This window comes from Modestobacter sp. NPDC049651, from assembly GCF_040659695.1.
Classification (GTDB): Bacteria; Actinomycetota; Actinomycetes; order Mycobacteriales; family Geodermatophilaceae; genus Modestobacter.
In genome coordinates this window covers 57,639-75,161 of sequence record NZ_JBFAOG010000004.1, presented here as the reverse complement: position 1 = coordinate 75,161, position 17,523 = coordinate 57,639, and the positions used below count along the sequence as shown (strand labels likewise).

Sequence of the window (17,523 nt, the reverse complement as noted above, 5' to 3'; positions counted from 1 at the left end):
CCTCAGTGCTCGTGGATGATGACGCCGCGGACGTTCTTGCCGTCCAACATGTCCTGGTAGCCCTGGTTGACGTCCTCGAGCCGGTACGTGCGGGTGATCAGCTCGTCGAGCTTCAACTTCCCGGACCGGTAGAGGGACAGCAGCCGAGGGACGTCGAACAGCGGGTTGCAGGCGCCGAAGATCGCGCCCTGGATCCGCCGCTGGTAGCCGATGAACATCCCGGGGTGCTCGTTGATCCAGCCGTTGCCCACGGCGGTCACGGTCACCTGGCCGGTCTTGCCGACGACCTTGAGCGCGTCGGCGATCACCTCGTCGTGCAGCACGCCGACGGTGATGATCGCGTGGTCGGCCAGCTGGCCCCAGGTGGACTCGACGACGAAGTCGTGCGCCTCCTTGGCCGAGGCGAAGGTGTGGGTGGCACCGAAGACGGTGGCCATCTCGCGCTTGAACTCGACCGGGTCCACCACGATGACGCGCTCGGCGCCGGCCAGGGCCGCGCCCTGCACCGCGTTGCTGCCGACGCCGCCGGAGCCGTAGATGACGACGGTCTGCCCGGCGCGGACGCCCGCGGCGTGCACCGCGCTGCCCCAGCCCGTCGGGACGCCGCAGCCGACGAGGCTGGCGACCTCGAACGGGATGTCCTCACCGATCGGGATGACCGAGTACTCGCTGACCACCGCGAACTGGCTGAACGTGCCCAGCACGCACAGGCCGCCGAAGTCCTCGCCGTTCTGGTGGAACCGGAAGGTGCCGTCGGCGAACATGCCGGTCGAGGCGTTCTTGCCCTCGTCGCAGAGGTTCTGCCGGCCGGTGGAGCAGTACCGGCACTTGCCGCAGGCCGGGATGAACGAGCAGACGACGTGGTCGCCGACCTTGACCCGGGTGACGCCCTCGCCGACCGCGTCGATGATGCCGGCGCCCTCGTGCCCGCCGACCACGGGGAAGCGCATCTGCGCGTCGCCCTTCTGGATGTGGTCGTCGGAGTGGCAGAGCCCGGCGGCCATGAACTTGACGCGCACCTCGTTGGCCTTGGGGTCGTCGAGCTCCAGCTCGGTGATCTCCCAGGGCTTGCCGGGCTCGCGGCAGACCGCGGCGCGGGTGGTCACACTCATCTGGACCCTCTTCCTGCTGGTGGGTGGCCGCTTCGGCAGTGGGGCCGCGGCACTCGGTCCGGGGTGGTGGTGTCCGCGCCGGACCACGGGCGGCCGCTGATCACGATGCTCAGCCCGAGTGGCCTGGGCCACACCTCTCCCGTCGCACGGAAGACCGCAGCTCGGGGGCCCGCGGAGGCGGCTCGGCGGGCCGCGGGGGCCTGCCTGAGCGCCGGCTGGGCACACCTTCCCCAGGGTGGAAAGCGGGGTTCTCCGGTCCGCGCCGCCGTCCCTACCGTCCTCGGCGTCGGCGTGACGCGGACCACACGGTCCGTCCCGTCCCCGCCGCGCGACACCGCCGCGGCACCGCCGCCTCCCCGTTCCCAGCCAGCCGCAGCGAGAGGACCTGGCGTTGATCGACAAGTACCGCGAGGACGTGCTGTCCGTGGTCGACCAGATCCCCTCGGGGGCCTCCATCGCCGTCGGGGGGTTCGGCAGCTCCGGGCGGCCGGACGCGCTCATCGACGCGCTGTGCGAGCTGGACCGCCGCGACCTGCACGTCTACGTCAACAACGTGGGCAACGACTTCAGCGGCATCGGCCGCCTCCTCCACGAGGGGCGGTTGCGCCGGTTCACCGGGTCGTTCCCGGTGCTCCCGGAGTTCTACGACGAGTACTTCGCCGGCAAGGTGGAGCTGGAGCTCGTGCCCCAGGGCACCCTGGCGGAGCGGATGCGCGCCGGCGGGGCCGGGATCCCGGCGTTCTTCACCCCCTCCGGCGCCGGCACGATGCTCGCCGACGGCTCCTTCACCCTCCGGTACAGCCCCGAGGGCGGCGTGGCCGAGCACGTGCCGGCCAAGGAGCACCGGCTGATCAACGGCCGCGAGTGCGTGCTCGAGGAGGGCATCGTCGCCGACTACGCCCTGGTGAAGGCGCACCGCGCCGACCGCCGCGGCAACCTGCGCTTCCGGTTGTCGGCCCGCAACTTCAACCCGATCGCCGCCATGTGCGGGCGCACCACGCTGGCCGAGATCGAGGAGCTCGTCCCGGTCGACGAGCTGCACCCCGACGACATCCACCTCCCCGGGGTGTTCGTGGACGAGCTGGTGCCGTCCACCACCGCCGCCCGCGAGCTGGTCGAGAGGACCGCGTCATGACCGCCACCACCCCCGCGCCGACGACCGGGACCGCGCCCGCGGCGCCGGCCGCTCCCCCGCAGGGCCGCACCCGCGACGGCATCGCCGAGCGGCTGGCCGCGGACCTGCAGGACGGGTACGTCGTCAACCTCGGCGTCGGCATCCCGCTGGAGGTGCCCCGCTTCCTGCCCGACGACGTCGAGGTGGTGCTGCACGCGGAGAACGGCGTCCTGGGCCTCGGCCCCGCGCCGGACGGCCCGGGCGACCCCGACCTCACCGACGCCGGCAAGCAGCCGATCACGCTGCTGAGCGGCGCCGCGATCACCGACTCGGCGATGTCGTTCGCGATGATCCGCGGCGGCCACCTGGACGTCACCGTGCTCGGCGCGCTGCAGGTCGCCGCCAACGGCGACCTCGCCAACTGGTACGTCCCCGGCCGCAACCCGGCCGTCGGCGGCGCGATGGACCTGGTCGCCGGCACCCCGCAGGTGTGGGTGGCCATGGAGCACGTCGACCGCAAGGGCCGGCCGAAGATCGTGCCGGAGTGCACGATGCCGCTGACCGGGCGCGCCTGCGTGACCCGCGTCTACACCGACCTGGCCGTCTTCCATGTGGTGGACGGCGGCCTGCGGCTGGTCGAGTGCGCGCCGGGCGTCACGCCCGAGCAGGTGCGCGCCGCCACCGCCGCGCCCTACACGGAGGACCTCGCATGAGCAGCCCCGCCTACCCCGGCCCCCGGATCGACCTCGACGCGATCACCGCCATCGACGTGCACACCCACGTGCACCGCTCGGTGTCCGCTCCCCCGCCGTCCGGCTCGCAGGGCGAGGACATGGGCGCCTACTTCGGCATCGGCACCATGCCGCAGTACACGGTGCCGCAGCTGGCCGACTACTACCGCGAGCGGAACATGGCCGCGGTGGTCTTCGGCGTCGACAGCGTCACGCACACCGAGGAGGGCACCCCGACCAACGAGGAGGTCGCGGAGCAGGCCGCCGAGCACGCCGACGTGATCATCCCGTTCGCCAGCATCGACCCGCACCGCGGCGCCGAGGGCGTGGCGATGGCGCGCCGGCTGGCCCGCGACTACGGGGTGCGCGGGTTCAAGTTCCACCCGAACACCCAGGCGTTCGCCCCCAACGACCCGATCGCCTACCCGCTGTACGAGGTGATCCAGGAGTTCGGGCTCATCGCGCTGTTCCACTCCGGGCAGACCGGCGTCGGTGCCGGCACCCGGGGCGGCGGCGGCATCCGGCTGAAGTACTCGAACCCGATGCTCGTCGACGACGTCGCGGTCGACTTCCCCGACCTGGACATCATCCTGGCCCACCCGTCCTTCCCCTGGCAGGACGAGGCGCTGTCGGTGGCCACCCACAAGCCGCGGGTGCACATCGACCTGTCCGGCTGGTCGCCGAAGTACTTCCCGCCGCAGCTGGTGCAGTACGCCAACTCGCTGCTGCGGGACAAGGTCCTCTTCGGGTCGGACTTCCCGGTCATCACCCCGGAGCGCTGGGTGAAGGACTTCGGCGAGCTGAAGATCAAGGACGAGGTCCGCCCGAAGATCATGAAGGACAACGCCGCCCGCCTGCTCGGGCTCGGCTGAGGAGGACGGCAGACATGCAGGACGTCGACGGGCGGGTCGCCTTCATCACCGGCGGGTCCAGCGGCATCGGCCGCGGGATCGCGCTGGCCTTCGCCCGTGCGGGCATGCAGGTGGTGGTCACCGGCCGCCGCCAGGAGCACATCGACGAGACGCTCGCCGAGTTCGACGCGGCCGGCCTGACGGCGGAGGCGCGGCAGCTGGACGTCACCGACGCCGCCGCCGTGGAGGACGCGGCCGCGGAGACCGTCGCCCGGTTCGGCCGGGTGGACGTGCTGGTCAACAACGCCGGCATCGGGCTCACCGGCCCGGTGATGGGCGCGACCGCCAGCGACTGGGACTGGCTGATCGACGTCAACATCAAGGGCGTCGGCAACGGGCTGCGCGCGTTCGTGCCGCGCATCCGCGAGGGCGGCCGGGGCGGCCACGTCGTCACCACGACGTCGATGGCCGGGCTGCTGCCGGTCGTCGCGGGGCTGTACAGCATGACCAAGGCCGCGGTGATCGCGCTGTCGGAGGCGCTGGCCATCGAGCTGGCGCCGGAGGGCATCGGCGTCTCGGCGTACTGCCCCGGCCCGGTGCACAGCAACATCGCCGCCGGCGTCGCCGCCCGGCCCGCGCAGTACGGCGAGAGCGGCTACACGCCGCCGCCGGCGGAGTTCCTCGAGCGGGCCAAGCAGCAGCCGTACATGAGCTACCTGGAGGCAGGCGAGCGGGTGCTCAACGGCGTGCGCCGCGGCGACCTGTTCATCCTGACCCACCCGGAGTTCAAGGAGGGCGTGCGCGAGCGGTTCGAGACGACGCTGGCCGCGTTCCCCGACGAGCCGATCGACGAGGAGCGGGCTGCGGTGATCCCGTTCCTGACGTCCTCGCCGATCTACGCGCCGGAGAACCGGCTGCCGAGCCCGCGGCTCACCGACCTGGTGCCCTGATCGACCTGTGGACTGACCGCCTGGTCCGACGAACGGCCGGTCCTGCCCCTCTGGGCGGGGCCGGCCGTTCGGCGTCCTGCCCGGTCCGACGTTTGACAACATGTTGTCATGTACGCCAGGGTGGCAGGGCCGCGGACCCGCGGCGCCCGACGCCGCACCCAGGAGAGCGCCCGTGCACCTCGCCTCGATCCGCCTCATCACCGACGACGTGGACTCCCTCGTCGACTTCTACGAGGAGGTGACGCAGGTGGCCGCGGAGCGCCCCGCACCCGTCTTCGCGGAGCTGCGCTACGCCACGTGCACCCTCGCCATCGGCCACTCCTCGACGGCCGCGCTGTTCAACGGCGCCGCCCAGCCGGCGAGCAACCGCACCGCGATCCTCGAGTGGGTGGTCGACGACGTCGACGCCGAGTTCGACCGGCTGCAGCCGGTCGTGACCGCGTGGGAGATGGCGCCGACCACGATGCCGTGGGGGAACCGGTCGATCCTCTTCCGCGACCCCGACGGGAACCTCGTCAACCTCTTCACGCCGGTCTCCGAGGACGCCCGCCGGCGCTTCCAGCGCGCCTGACCGCTCCGGTCAGGCGTCGCGCAGGACGGCCAGCAACCGCCGGACCGCCTGGTGGCCGTCCTGCAGGTCGGCCGCCGCGGTGTCCGGCAGCCAGCGACCCCGCTCCTGCGCCGCACGGTCGGAGATCCGCTGCAGCAGGGCCTCCCCGGCGGGGGTGAGCCGGATGAACGGCGACGTCCGGTGGTCCGGGTTCGGGGCCGGGTGGGCGAGGCCTCGGGCGACGAGGTCGTCCGCGCTGCGCTGGACCGCCTGCCGGGTGGTCCCCAGCCGGCGCGCCGCCTGGGGCACCGTCAGCGGCTCGGCCGAGAAGACGCTGAGCGCGTACCAGCGCGCCCGGGTCTGGTCCTCCGCACGGGCGATGGCATCGGCCATCTCCCGGAACCGCCCGGCGAGCTCCTGGACGTCGGCGATGAACAGCGCCAGGGCGCCGTCCAGGCCGTCGTCCGGGAAGTTGACAGCCTGTTGTCGATCCGGCACGTCCGGGACGCTAGCAGCACGAGCCCGCACGCGACGGAGCCCGACCCGGTCGTCACCGGGTCGGGCTCCGCCCTGTGCCAGCGCCGCCCCGGGCCGCGGCAGGACGGCCGGGGCGGCGCCGCGTCTCAGCCGGCGGCGCCGGGCAGCGGGGTGCTGTCGAGCGGGACCACCGGCACGGGGCCGGCGATGTCCTCGGGGGCGGCCGGGAAGTAGGCGAAGTTCTTCGCCCGGGCGCCGCCGTCGACGACCAGGTCGGTGCCGGTGATCAGCCGCGCGTAGTCCGAGCACAGCCAGGCGACGGCGTGGCCGATGTCGGTCGGCGTCCCGGTGCTGCCCATCGGCACCAGCGGCGGCCGTTCCCCCGACCAGCGCGAGGGACGGCGCCACGGCTCGTCGCCGCCGTCGCCCCCGAGCCCGCCGCCCTTGCGGCCGGCGTTGAGCATGTCCGCCGGCCGGCCGGAGACGGCGAACTCGGCGAGCAGCTCGGGGTTGTCGACCGTCGGTGCGGTCGGGGTGTAGCCGTTCACCCGGATGCCGTACGGCGCGAGGTCCATCGCCGCGGCGCGGACGAAGTTGTTCACCCCGCCCTTGTTCCAGGCGTAGGCGATGACCCCGGGCGAGCCGTTCCAGCCGTTGGACGACGAGATGCACACGATCGAGCCGCGGATGCCCCGCTCGGCCATCGCCCGCCCGACGATCTTCGTGTTCAGGAAGTAGCCGAGCCCGGACACCTTGATCGACCGCTCGAAGGTCTCGGCGGTCTCGTCCAGCACGCCGCGGCCGCCGAGCATCGCCGCGTTGTTGACCAGGATGTCGATCCGGCCCCACCGCTCCAGCACCGCGTCGACGTAGGCCTGCACGGCCGCCTCGTCGGTGACGTCGCCGGGCGCGGCCATCGCCTCGCCGCCGTTGCGCTCGATCCGTGCGATCGCGGTCTTGATGACGCCCTCGTCGACGTCGTTGCAGGCCACCTTCGCGCCGTACCGGGACAGCGCCAGCGCGATGCCGCTGCCGATGTTCGGGCCGACGCCGGTGACGAGGGCGACCTTGCCCTCGAGGGAGACCTCCATCAGTGCGCGTCGACCGGGTAGGTGAGCTGGATGCTGTCGGGCTCCACGCCGAGCACCGGCGCGAGCATCTGCTGCATGAGCGGCTTGGGCACCAGGCACTCCTCGCAGGCGTCGGGGCCCGCGACGATGGTCACCGCGGCCGCGCTGCCCTGCAGGTCGACGTCCATCCGGTAGTCGTCCGCCTGCAGGGTCTGGCGCAGCTGGTCCAGCTGCTTCTCGTCGACGGTCACGGGTGCTCCTCCTGGGTGGTCCAGCGGACGGGGACGGACCGGCGGGACCACGAGGCCCAGCCGAACGGGCGGAAGACCATGGAGATGGCGGCGTTCGCGGCGCCGGCCACCACCACGGTGATGTCCTCGGGCGACGGCATCATCGCCAGCGGGGTGTCGTCGTCCGGGTCGCTGCCGGGCTCGGCCTTCCCGGCCGCGCGGACGTCCGCGCGGGACCGGACGGCGTGCTCGAACAGCCACTGCTGGACGTCGGCGCGCGAGTACCCGGCGTCCGCCAGGGTCTGCGCGTGCTCCGGGCCGAGGACGAGGCCGCCGGTGGAGTGCCGCACCCCGAGGTAGGCGCCGAGCCGGCCGAGCGTGTCGGCGAAGTCGAACAGCACCGACTCGGCGCTCTCGGTGTGCCGGTTGTCGACGTACTCGCAGGTGCGGATCAGCATCGCCGAGACGGCGTCGGTGCCGGCCTCGAGCCCGCCGAGCACGCTGAGCGGCTCCCACGGGGAGAGCTCCTCGTTCTCGCCCAGGCAGATCGACCAGCGGCCGGGCAGGCCCTGGGTGGCCTGCTCCAGCTCCTGCGGCTTGATGCCGAAGCCGTTGCGCACCACCAGGCCGAGCGCGCGGGAGATGGTGGCGTTGGCGCGGAAGCCGGGGCCGAAGACGCCGCCGGCGTAGTTGATGCCCAGCCGGTCGCGCACCGGGCCGTTGACCACCAGCAGCGGCGCCGGCCCGCTGGTCGACTGCCAGGCGCCACCGCCGGCGGCGGGCTCGCCCTGCAGCGCCTCCCAGGCGGCCAGCACCACGGGGAAGTACTCGGGCCGGCAGCCGGCCATGATCGCGTTGACCGCGACCTGGGCGACGGTCACCCGCCGGTGCAGGTGGCCCTGCTCGCCGACGACGGCGTCCGGCGCCAGGTCGGTGGTGGCCAGGAACTCCTCGACGTCCGCGGCGGTGGCCGGCACCACCGGGAGGCCGTCGGTCCAGCCCTGCGCGTAGCAGTGCTCGATCGCCTCCCGGGCGTACCGGACCGGGTCGGCGACGGGGTCCGCGACGGTGCTCACGCGTCGTCCCCGTGACCGGTCAGCAGCGCGACGAGCTCGGGCAGCGCCTGCTCGGCGCGGCCGTGCACGCCCTCGCGGGTGAGGCTGGCGACGGGGTGCGGCGTCGTCACGTAGGAGTAGCCGGGCGTGCCCTGCAGCGCGGCCATGGCGTCGGCGCTGACCCGGAACGCGTCGCTCACCAGCACGACGCTGGGGATGCCCGCGGCCTCGAGCTGCAGCCCGTCGGCGACGGCCGAGGCGCTGCACGAGCCGCAGTCCCCGACGCCGACCACGACGACGTCGCACTCGCCCTTGAGGTCCTCGATGATCTCCGGCGGGGCCGGGTGGACGATGCTCGGCTTGGTGCGGGTGATCACTGCCTTCGCGCCGTAGCGCGACTCCAGCAGCCCGGCGACCTCCTCGAGGAAGGCGCCGGCGTTCCGCTTGGTGTTGGCCAGCAGGCCCAGCCGCTTGCCCGCCAGGTCGGCGGGGCGGACGGCCAGCGCCGTCCGGCCGCGGTCGGCGTCCGCGGGCGGGCCGACCGTGGGGTCGATGATCGTGTCGAACACGGCGCGCTCCTCGGGGTCCGGGAGGCCGGACTGCGGCCCCGGTGACGGAAAGGTAGGAGCGCCGGTGTGGCGTGGGCCACGGCTTTCCCGTGACGCGGAATGACGATCGACCAGCCGTGAGCGGGCGGCCACGGTGGACGCTGGACCGTCATATGTCCCGCCTCGCCTGGACTTCCCGGCCGGTGCTTGACAACGCCGTCAGCGGGAACTGAAGGTGACGTGCGCCACGCTCGCATGCGTGGGACCGCACCCCTTCGATCCAGGAGGACGACGTGCCGGCAACGACGCCGCTCCCCACTCCCCCGCGACGCGCCTCCTCCCCCCGGCCGTCGGCCCCCGAGGCCCGCCGACCCGACGACCTGCACCCCTCGACGGCGGCCGGCCGAGCGCTGGCGGTCCTCGCCGCCTTCGGCCCGGAGCACCCCTCCCTCTCCCTGTCCGAGATCAGCCGCCGCACCGGGCTGTCGCTGACGACCACCCACCGGCTGGTCGGCGAGCTGCGCGAGTGGGGCGCGCTCGAGCGCGGTGCCGACGGCCGCTACGGCATCGGCCTGCGCCTGCTGGAGCTCGGCGCGCTGGCCCCGCACGGTCTCCAGCTGCGCGAGATCGCGCTGCCGTTCCTCGACGACCTGCACCACGCGACCCGCGCGAACGTGCACCTCGCGGTCCGCGACGGGCACGACGTCGTCTACGTGGAGGCGCTGCGGGCCCGGGGTGCGGTCCAGGTGCTCTCCCGGCTGGGCGGGCGGTGGCCGCTGCACGCCACCGGCACCGGGCAGGTGCTGCTGGCCTTCGCCACCCCGGAGATCCAGCGCGAGGTGCTCAGCTCACCGCTGCGCCGGTACACCACCAACACGATCACCGACGTCGCCCACCTGCGCCGGGTGCTCGCCGAGGTGCGCCGCACCGGGGTCGCGATCGCCGAGAACCAGCTGCCGCCGGCGGGTGCGCTCGCCGTGGCGGTGCCCGTGCGCGGGCAGCGCGACGAGGTGGTCGCCTCGCTCGGGGTCACCATCTCCCGCGGCTCCGCCCGCGCCCAGGCGCTGGTGCCGGTGCTCGCCGCCGCGGCCCGCGGCATCAGCCGGGCGCTGGGCGCCCCGTCGGTCAGCACCGTCGACCCCCGGTCGGTGCGCCGCACCATGGAGCCCGACCTGCTCTGACGCCTCGCCGGCTGCTCGGGGTCAGGCCACCCCGAGCAGCCGGGGCAGGGCGGTGCCGATCGGCTCCCGGACGACGAGGTCGGCCATCCCGTCGTACGGCGTCGGCTCGCCGTTGACCACCACGACCCGGGCGCCGGAAGCCGCCGCCAGGTCGACCAGCCCGGCCGCCGGGTGCACCTGCAGCGAGGTGCCGACGGCGAGGAGCACGTCGCAGTCCCCCGCCGCGAGCGCCGCCGCTTCGATCACGTCGGCGTCCAGCAGCTGGCCGAAGCTGATCGTGGCCGACTTGAGGATCCCGCCGCAGACCGTGCACGCCGGGTCCGGGTCACCGGCGTCCAGCCGCGCGACGGTCTCCGCCATCGGCCGCCGGTCGCGGCAGCCCAGGCACTCGGTCTCCCGCACCGTGCCGTGCAGCTCGAGCACGTCGGTGTTCCCCGCCTCGGTGTGCAGCCCGTCGACGTTCTGGGTGAGCAGCGCCCGCAGCCGGCCCTGCCGCTGGAGGTCGACCAGCGCCGCGTGCCCGGCGTTGGGGCGCGCGCCCAGCCCGGTCGTGTGCCGCATCGCCCACGCCTTGCGCCGGATCGCCGGGTCCGCGACGTAGTAGGACAGCGTCACCAGCTTCTCGGCGTCCGGGTCGCGGGTCCACACGCCGTCGGGGCCGCGGTAGTCGGGGATGCCGCTGTCGGTGGAGATGCCGGCGCCGGTGAGCACCGTGATGCGGCGCGCGCCGGAGAGCCAGCCGGGCAGCGGGTCGGGGACCGTCACGCCGTCCACGCTAGGGGGTGCGCCCGCTCCCGGCCGCCCGCTTCGGCGGCTTCCCGCGCCAGGCCAGGCTCTGCGCGTCCAGCTCGCGCAGCAGCGGGTCCCCCTCGGCGAGCAGCCGGTCGGCCAGGGCCACGGCGGCGGCCAGCTGCTCGTCGTCCAGCTGCTCGAACGCCGGCGACCGGCGCCGGTCGAGCACGTCGTACCAGCGCCCGCCCACGGTCGTGTCCAGCACGATGCGGCCGAAGCAGTGGTCGGCGGTCACCACCCACTGATCGGCGCGGGCCCGCCGCGGCAGCTCGCCCAGCACCAGGTCGCGGTACCGCGCGAGCAGGGTCGCGCGGTGCGGTGTCGGCGCGGGCACGGGCCCACGGTACGGCCGCGCACCGGTGATCCCACTCACTGAGGGTGAGGGAAGGGCAGCCTTGGTCGGCGTGGGCGGAGCAGGGCTGGGATGATGCGGGGTGGCAAGTCGAGGCGCAGGAGCGCAGGACCAGCGAGGGTGAGGCGCAAGCAGTGGCAGCCAGCAAGGACAGCTTCGGGGCCAGGACGACGCTCGACGTCGACGGGACCGAGTACGACATCTACCGGCTCGACGCGGTGGAGGGCTCCGACAAGCTGCCCTTCAGCCTGAAGGTGCTCCTGGAGAACCTCCTCCGCACCGAGGACGGCGCGAACATCACCGCCGACCACATCCGCGCCCTGGCGAACTGGGACCCGTCGGCCGAGCCCGACCAGGAGATCCAGTTCACCCCGGCGCGCGTGGTGATGCAGGACTTCACCGGCGTCCCGTGCATCGTCGACCTCGCCACCATGCGCGAGGCGATGTCGGAGATCGGCGGCGACCCGAACCGGATCAACCCGCTGGCGCCGGCCGAGCTGGTCATCGACCACTCGGTGATCGCCGACGTCTTCGGCACCCCGGAGTCGTTCGAGCGCAACGTCGAGATCGAGTACCAGCGCAACGGCGAGCGCTACCAGTTCCTCCGCTGGGGCCAGGGCGCGTTCGACGACTTCAAGGTCGTCCCCCCGGGCACCGGCATCGTGCACCAGGTCAACATCGAGCACCTGGCGCGCGTGGTGTTCCCCCGCCAGGAGGGCGACCGGGTCGTCGCCTACCCCGACACCTGCGTGGGCACCGACTCGCACACCACCATGGTCAACGGCCTCGGCGTGCTGGGCTGGGGCGTCGGCGGCATCGAGGCCGAGGCCGCGATGCTCGGCCAGCCCGTCTCGATGCTCATCCCCCGCGTCGTCGGCTTCAAGCTGACCGGCGAGCTGCCCGACGGCTCGACCGCCACCGACCTGGTGCTCACGATCACCGAGATGCTGCGCCAGCACGGCGTGGTCGGGAAGTTCGTCGAGTTCTACGGCGCCGGCGTCTCCGCCGTCCCGCTGGCCAACCGCGCCACGATCGGCAACATGAGCCCGGAGTTCGGCTCGACCGCCGCGATCTTCCCGATCGACGGCGAGACGATCAGCTACCTCCGGCTGACCGGCCGCTCCGAGGAGCAGATCGCGCTCGTCGAGGCCTACGCCAGGACGCAGGGCCTGTGGCACGACGACGACCGCGAGCCGGCCTTCTCCGAGTACCTGGAGCTGGACCTCTCCACGGTCGTGCCGAGCATCGCCGGCCCGAAGCGGCCGCAGGACCGCGTCGCGCTGACCAACGCCAAGGAGGCGTTCCGCGAGGCGCTGCCCACCTACGCGCCCGACGGCGCCAGCGAGCCGGACGACGCCGCCGGGGCGCGGTCCACCGTCGACGAGTCGGTCGAGGAGACCTTCCCGGCGTCGGACCCGGCCAGCCCGTTCGCCGAGGGCAACGGGGACGCCGGCAAGCCGCACCCGTTCATCCCCGGCCAGCCCCTTCCCGACCGGGCCACCCGGCCGACCAAGGTCGTGATGGAGGACGGCACCGAGACCTTCGTCGACCACGGGCACGTGACGATCGCGGCGATCACCTCCTGCACCAACACGTCGAACCCTTCGGTCATGATCGGTGCCGCGCTGCTGGCCAAGAAGGCCGTCGAGGCCGGGCTTGCGACCAAGCCGTGGGTGAAGACGACGCTGGCCCCGGGCTCCAAGGTCGTCACCGACTACTACGAGAAGGCGCAGCTCACCCCGTACCTGGAGAAGCTCGGCTTCTACCTGGTCGGCTACGGCTGCACCACCTGCATCGGCAACTCCGGCCCGCTGCCGGAGCCGATCAGCAAGGCGGTCAACGAGGCCGACCTCGCCGTCGTCTCGGTGCTCTCGGGCAACCGGAACTTCGAGGGCCGGATCAACCCGGACATCAAGATGAACTACCTGGCGTCCCCGCCGCTGGTGATCGCCTACGCGCTCGCCGGCACGATGGACCTCGACCTCACCAGCGAGCCGCTGGGCAAGGGCACCGACGGGCAGGACGTCTACCTGCACGACATCTGGCCCTCGCCGCACGAGGTGCAGCAGGTCATCGACGAGGCCGTCACCGCCGAGATGTTCGCCGCCGACTACGCGGACGTCTTCGCCGGCACCGAGCAGTGGCAGAACCTGCCCACGCCCACCGGTGAGACCTTCGAGTGGGACCCGCAGAGCACCTACGTCCGGAAGCCCCCGTACTTCGAGGGCATGCCGGAGACCCCGGCCCCGGTGCAGGACATCACCGGCGCCCGGACGCTCGCGGTGCTCGGCGACTCGGTGACCACCGACCACATCTCGCCGGCCGGTTCCATCAAGGCCGACTCCCCCGCGGGCCGGTACCTGACCGAGCACGGCATCGAGCGGCGCGACTTCAACTCCTACGGCTCCCGGCGCGGGAACCACGAGGTGATGATCCGCGGCACGTTCGCCAACATCCGGCTGCGCAACCAGCTGGTGCCCGGCACCGAGGGTGGCGTCACCAAGAACCACCTGACCGGTGAGACGACGTCGATCTACGACGCGTCGCAGGCCTACCAGGAGGCGGGCATCCCGCTGGTCGTGCTGGCCGGCAAGGAGTACGGCTCCGGTTCCTCGCGCGACTGGGCGGCCAAGGGGACGGCGCTGCTGGGCGTCAAGGCGGTCATCGCCGAGAGCTACGAGCGGATCCACCGCTCCAACCTCATCGGCATGGGCGTGCTGCCGCTGCAGTTCCCCGAGGGGCAGGACCGCGAGTCGCTCGGCCTGACCGGCGACGAGGAGTTCACCATCACCGGGATCACCGAGCTGAACGACGGCTCGATCCCCCGCACGGTCAAGGTGCACGCCGGGGACGTCGAGTTCGACGCCCGGGTGCGCATCGACACCCCCGGTGAGGCGAACTACTACCGCAACGGCGGGATCATGCAGTACGTGCTGCGCTCGCTGCGCGGTTCCGCCTCCGCCTGACGGGCCTGGGCTGATGGACCTGGGGCTGGGCGGCCGCCGACACCTGCTCACCGGCGCGAGCCGGGGGCTGGGGCTGGCGACCGCCCGGGCCCTGGTCGACGACGGCGCCCGGGTGATGATCAGCTCCCGCGGCGCCGGCTCCGTGGACGCCGCCGTCGCCTCCCTGGGTGGGGCGCCGGCGGCGTTCGGCGTCCCGGCCGACCTCGCCGAGCCGGACGCCGCCGCCGCGCTCGTGGACGCCGCGCTGGACCGCCTGGGCGGGCTGGACGGCGCGCTGGTCTCCGTCGGCGGGCCGCAACCGGGCTCGGTGCTCGAGGTCGGTGAGGACGCCTGGCGGGCCGCCGTCGACAGCGTGCTGCTCGGCCCGCTGCGGCTGCTCAGGGCCCTCGTGCCGCACCTGGCCGAGGGCGCGGCGATCGGCATGGTCCTGTCCACCTCGGTGCGCCAGCCCATCGGCAACCTGGCCATCTCCAACGGCCTGCGCCCCGGCCTGGCGATGACCCTCAAGTCGCTCGCCGACGAGCTGGGCCCGCGCGGGATCCGGGTGGTCGGGCTGCTGCCGGGCACGATCGCCACCGACCGGATCACCGAGATCGAGGCCGCCTCCGGCGATCCCGCGGCCATGCGCGAGCGGACCGAGGCCGGCATCCCGCTGCGCCGGGTCGGCCGGCCGGAGGAGTTCGGCCGGGTCGCCGCGTTCGCCCTCTCCCCCGCCGCCTCCTACGTCACCGGCACGATGCTCGCCGTCGACGGCGGCGTCACCCGCGCCCTCTGATGACGCCCGTGCTGGTCGCCTGCGCGCACGGCACCCGCAACCCCACCGGCCGGCGGCTGATCGCTGAGCTCGCACTGGCCGCCCGCGCGCTGCGGCCGGGGCTGCGCACCACCGCCGCGTTCGTCGACGTGCAGCCGCCGACGGTCGTCGACGTCGTGCGGGGGCTCGCCGACGACGGCGTCCCGGCGGTCGTCGTCCCGCTGCTGCTGTCCGGCGGCTACCACGTGCACGTCGACATCGCCGGTGCGGTGGCCGCGCACCCGCACGCGGTCGCCGCCCGCCCGCTCGGGCCGGACCCCCGGCTGGTCGCCGTGCTCACCGACCGGCTGCGGGCGGTCGGCGCCGACCCCACCGACCCGGGGACGGCGGTGGTGCTGGCCGCCGCCGGGTCCAGCGACCCGCGGTCGGTGCAGGACGTGGCGGACACCGCCGCGCTGCTGCAGCAGGACCGGGCCGGCCCGGTCACCACCGGCTACGGCTCGGCCGCGCAGCCGCCGGTCGCCACCGCGGTGACCGCCGCCCGCGCGGCCGGCGCCCGCCGGGTGGTGGTCGCGTCCTACCTGCTGGCCCCCGGCCACTTCCACGGCAAGCTGGCCGAGGCGGGCGCCGATTCCGTCACGGAGCCGTTGCTCCCCGACGCGCGCATCGCCGCGGTGCTGCTCGACCGCTACGACGCCGCCTGCCGGAAATCGTTGGACGACGCGTCGTAATCTGGAACGGCCGGTCACGGGGCCGGCTCCAGGACAGCGAGGAGCGAGCGGGTGCGCATGATCGCCGCGGGTTGCGAGGTGGCCGTTGAGGCCTGCTCCGCCGCGAGCCGGACCCGCGTCCGGCGCTCCTGACCCGCTCTCCTCCCCGACACGCCCCGCTCCGCGGGAGCGTGCCCGCCGGCGAGCGGGGCTGCGGGCGCGGGCGCCCCCATGCCCCCACCCCGCCTCGCCCTCCGGAGCAGATCCCGTGAACCCCCTGACCGACAAGCAGATCCGCGCGTCCTTCGTCAACGCCAGCCGCCGCGAGACGACCGACGCGACCCTCCCCGACCTGACCGAGCTGGACTGGGACCGCCTGGACTACCTGGGCTGGACCGACCGCCGGGCGCCACTGGCCGCCTACGTGGTGCTGGAGCTGGACGGCGCCCCGACCGGCGTGCTGCTGCGCGCCAGCGCCGCCCCGGCCAGCGGCCGGCGCCGCACCGCGCTGTGCACCTGGTGCCAGGACGTCACCACCGTCCGGGCGAGCCTCTACGTGGCCCGCCGCGGCGGTGCCGCCGGGCGCGAGGGCAACTCGCTGGGCATCCTCGTCTGCGAGGACTTCAGCTGCTCGGCGAACGCCCGGCGCCGGCCCACGGCCGTCGAGGCGGGCTCCGCGGTCGACGAGGTCCGTGACGCGCTCGTCGCGGACCGCATCGCCGGCCTGCGCGAGCGGTCCGCGGCCTTCGTGCAGCAGGTCGCAGCGACCCGCTGAGCGCTCAGGGTCCGGTCGCCACCGGCCGGCCGGGGTCGTGCGACCACTGGGACCACGACCCCGGCCACAGCGCCGCGTCGACGCCGGCGACCGCGAGCGCGGCCACCTCGTGCGCGGCGAACACCCCCGAGCCGCAGTAGACGCCGACCGGGCGCCCGTCCGTGGCGCCCAGCCGGTCGAACCGCTCGGTCAGTGCAGTCACTGGAAGGAACCGGCCGTCCGCGCCCAGGTTCTCGCCGCTCGGGGCGTTGACCGCGCCGGGCACGTGCCCGGCGCGCGGGTCGACCGGCTCGGTCTCGCCGCGGTACCGCTCGCCGGCCCGGGCGTCCAGCAGCAGGCCGCGGGCCGGCAGCGCCGCCGCCTCGTCGATCGTCAGCACGGGCAGCGCCCCGCCGGTCAGCTCCACGTCGCCGGGCGCCGGGACGACATCGCCGGTCTCCAGCGGACCGGGCCACGCCTGCAGCCCGCCGTCCAGCAGCGTGGTGGCGGTGACGCCGGCCCAGCGCAGCAGCCACCACGCCCGGGCGGCCGCCGTCCCACCGGCCGCGTCGTAGACGACGACCCGCGACCCGGCCGAGATCCCCCACCGGCGGGCAGCTGCTTGCAGGAACTGCACCGACGGCAGCGGGTGCCGCCCCTTGGCCGGTGACGGCGGCGCCGACAGCTCGGTGTCCAGGTCGACGTACACCGCGCCCGGCAGGTGACCGGCGAGGTACTGGTCGCGGCCGTCGGTGCGGCCGAGCTGCCAGCGGACGTCGAGCAGCACGTCGGCCGGCCGGGCCAGCAGCTCCTCGGCGGTGGTGAGGACCGGCGTCACCGGGCGGCCTCGAGCTCCGCGGTGAGCGCGGCCAGCGCGTCGGCCCGTCCGCCGTACCGGGCCGGCGTGCTCTGCAGGACGGCGATCTTCCAGCGGCCCCCGTCGTCGACGGCGGTCAGCGAGTGGACGGTGTGCAGCGCCGGGTCGAGGGCGTCGGCACCGGGCGGCACCATGCCGGCCACCGCGTGCAGCACCGCGACGTCGTCGGCCAGCGGGCGCACCGACCGCACGATGCCGACGAACGACGGGGTGGACCGCTCGGCGAACAGCCGGCGCATGTCCGCGGCGATGGTCAGCCGGCCGCTGCGCAGCGTGCCGTCGAGGTCGATCATCTCGCCGTCGTCGGCGAAGACGGAGGACACCGTGACCCCGCTGCGCTGGTTCCACCCGGCGAGGTAGCGGACGTACAACGCCCGGATCTGGGTGTCCTGCGGATGCCCTGCGCTCAACGACTCGCTCCCCCTGTTGCTGGTGATACGGGAGTGAAC

At 73.9% G+C, this 17,523-nt stretch carries 20 protein-coding genes; 10 read left to right on the top strand and 10 right to left on the bottom strand.

From position 1 onward, the window contains the following. Positions 1-2: 2 nt before the first annotated feature. Positions 3-1,112, bottom strand: coding sequence for an NDMA-dependent alcohol dehydrogenase (locus tag AB0J00_RS07705; protein WP_357742560.1), 1,110 nt, complete (start codon positions 1,110-1,112; stop codon positions 3-5). Between the two features lie 391 nt (positions 1,113-1,503). On the opposite strand from AB0J00_RS07705, the gene AB0J00_RS07700 reads away from it, so the two are divergent. The 5 genes from AB0J00_RS07700 to AB0J00_RS07680 all read left to right on the top strand — a co-directional run bounded on the left by AB0J00_RS07700 (position 1,504) and on the right by AB0J00_RS07680 (position 5,329). Continuing rightward, on the top strand, positions 1,504-2,247 hold the full coding sequence (locus AB0J00_RS07700; RefSeq protein WP_357742558.1) for a 3-oxoacid CoA-transferase subunit A: 744 nt from the start codon (positions 1,504-1,506) through the stop codon (positions 2,245-2,247). Then, positions 2,244-2,939 carry a 3-oxoacid CoA-transferase subunit B gene (locus AB0J00_RS07695; RefSeq protein WP_357742556.1) on the top strand — a complete coding sequence of 232 codons (696 nt, stop codon included), beginning with the start codon at positions 2,244-2,246 and terminating at the stop codon, positions 2,937-2,939. The genes AB0J00_RS07700 and AB0J00_RS07695 overlap by 4 nt, the downstream gene beginning before the upstream one ends. After that, positions 2,936-3,829 (top strand): amidohydrolase family protein, encoded by an 894-nt coding sequence (locus AB0J00_RS07690; protein ID WP_357742554.1) that lies wholly within the window; start codon positions 2,936-2,938, stop codon positions 3,827-3,829. The genes AB0J00_RS07695 and AB0J00_RS07690 overlap by 4 nt, the downstream gene beginning before the upstream one ends. 14 nt (positions 3,830-3,843) lie before the next feature. Next, positions 3,844-4,758: an SDR family NAD(P)-dependent oxidoreductase gene (locus AB0J00_RS07685; protein WP_357742551.1), complete on the top strand. Its 915-nt coding sequence runs from the start codon at positions 3,844-3,846 to the stop codon at positions 4,756-4,758. A gap of 172 nt (positions 4,759-4,930) precedes the next feature. Continuing rightward, positions 4,931-5,329, top strand: a complete 399-nt coding sequence (locus tag AB0J00_RS07680; RefSeq protein WP_357742549.1) for a VOC family protein — start codon at positions 4,931-4,933, stop codon at positions 5,327-5,329. 9 nt (positions 5,330-5,338) lie between these two features. Here AB0J00_RS07680 and AB0J00_RS07675 read toward each other — a convergent pair whose 3' ends face one another. The 5 genes from AB0J00_RS07675 to AB0J00_RS07655 all read right to left on the bottom strand — a co-directional run bounded on the left by AB0J00_RS07675 (position 5,339) and on the right by AB0J00_RS07655 (position 8,709). After that, on the bottom strand, positions 5,339-5,806 hold the full coding sequence (locus tag AB0J00_RS07675) for a MarR family transcriptional regulator (RefSeq protein WP_357742546.1): 468 nt from the start codon (positions 5,804-5,806) through the stop codon (positions 5,339-5,341). 125 nt (positions 5,807-5,931) lie between these two features. Then, on the bottom strand, positions 5,932-6,876 hold the full coding sequence (locus AB0J00_RS07670; protein ID WP_357742543.1) for an SDR family oxidoreductase: 945 nt from the start codon (positions 6,874-6,876) through the stop codon (positions 5,932-5,934). Further along, positions 6,876-7,106 (bottom strand): hypothetical protein, encoded by a 231-nt coding sequence (locus tag AB0J00_RS07665; protein ID WP_357742540.1) that lies wholly within the window; start codon positions 7,104-7,106, stop codon positions 6,876-6,878. The genes AB0J00_RS07670 and AB0J00_RS07665 overlap by 1 nt, the downstream gene beginning before the upstream one ends. After that, positions 7,103-8,161: a hypothetical protein gene (locus AB0J00_RS07660; RefSeq protein ID WP_357742538.1), complete on the bottom strand. Its 1,059-nt coding sequence runs from the start codon at positions 8,159-8,161 to the stop codon at positions 7,103-7,105. Before AB0J00_RS07660 ends, AB0J00_RS07665 begins: the two co-directional genes overlap by 4 nt. Further along, entirely contained in the window at positions 8,158-8,709 is a 552-nt protein-coding gene (locus tag AB0J00_RS07655; protein ID WP_357742535.1) for a UGSC family (seleno)protein, read from the bottom strand. Before AB0J00_RS07655 ends, AB0J00_RS07660 begins: the two co-directional genes overlap by 4 nt. Before the next feature lie 272 nt (positions 8,710-8,981). Between AB0J00_RS07655 and AB0J00_RS07650 the strand changes: the two genes are divergently transcribed. Beyond that, the gene (locus AB0J00_RS07650; protein ID WP_357742532.1) at positions 8,982-9,869 is read left to right on the top strand and encodes an IclR family transcriptional regulator; all 888 of its coding nucleotides are present in this window, start codon (positions 8,982-8,984) and stop codon (positions 9,867-9,869) included. Between the two features lie 21 nt (positions 9,870-9,890). Here the strand turns inward: AB0J00_RS07650 and AB0J00_RS07645 are convergent, their stop codons facing one another. Both AB0J00_RS07645 and AB0J00_RS07640 read right to left on the bottom strand, forming a co-directional pair. Beyond that, positions 9,891-10,634, bottom strand: a complete 744-nt coding sequence (locus tag AB0J00_RS07645; protein WP_357742529.1) for a Sir2 family NAD-dependent protein deacetylase — start codon at positions 10,632-10,634, stop codon at positions 9,891-9,893. Positions 10,635-10,644: 10 nt separating this feature from the next. Next, positions 10,645-10,995, bottom strand: coding sequence for a hypothetical protein (locus tag AB0J00_RS07640; protein WP_357742526.1), 351 nt, complete (start codon positions 10,993-10,995; stop codon positions 10,645-10,647). A gap of 152 nt (positions 10,996-11,147) precedes the next feature. On the opposite strand from AB0J00_RS07640, the gene AB0J00_RS07635 reads away from it, so the two are divergent. The 4 genes from AB0J00_RS07635 (at position 11,148) to AB0J00_RS07620 (ending at position 16,218) form a co-directional block, all read left to right on the top strand. Continuing rightward, positions 11,148-13,979, top strand: a complete 2,832-nt coding sequence (locus AB0J00_RS07635; RefSeq protein WP_357742523.1) for an aconitate hydratase — start codon at positions 11,148-11,150, stop codon at positions 13,977-13,979. Positions 13,980-13,992: 13 nt separating this feature from the next. Then, positions 13,993-14,754, top strand: a complete 762-nt coding sequence (locus tag AB0J00_RS07630; RefSeq protein ID WP_357742520.1) for an SDR family oxidoreductase — start codon at positions 13,993-13,995, stop codon at positions 14,752-14,754. Then, a complete protein-coding gene (locus tag AB0J00_RS07625) occupies positions 14,754-15,464 on the top strand; it encodes a CbiX/SirB N-terminal domain-containing protein (protein WP_357742517.1) in 711 nt (236 codons plus the stop codon). Before AB0J00_RS07630 ends, AB0J00_RS07625 begins: the two co-directional genes overlap by 1 nt. A 247-nt stretch (positions 15,465-15,711) precedes the next feature. Then, positions 15,712-16,218, top strand: coding sequence for an FBP domain-containing protein (locus tag AB0J00_RS07620; RefSeq protein WP_357742515.1), 507 nt, complete (start codon positions 15,712-15,714; stop codon positions 16,216-16,218). A 4-nt stretch (positions 16,219-16,222) separates the two neighbouring features. Here the strand turns inward: AB0J00_RS07620 and AB0J00_RS07615 are convergent, their stop codons facing one another. Beyond that, entirely contained in the window at positions 16,223-17,035 is an 813-nt protein-coding gene (locus tag AB0J00_RS07615; protein ID WP_357742512.1) for a sulfurtransferase, read from the bottom strand. After that, entirely contained in the window at positions 17,032-17,484 is a 453-nt protein-coding gene (locus AB0J00_RS07610; RefSeq protein ID WP_357742509.1) for an SgcJ/EcaC family oxidoreductase, read from the bottom strand. The genes AB0J00_RS07615 and AB0J00_RS07610 overlap by 4 nt, the downstream gene beginning before the upstream one ends. Positions 17,485-17,523 lie beyond the last annotated feature (39 nt).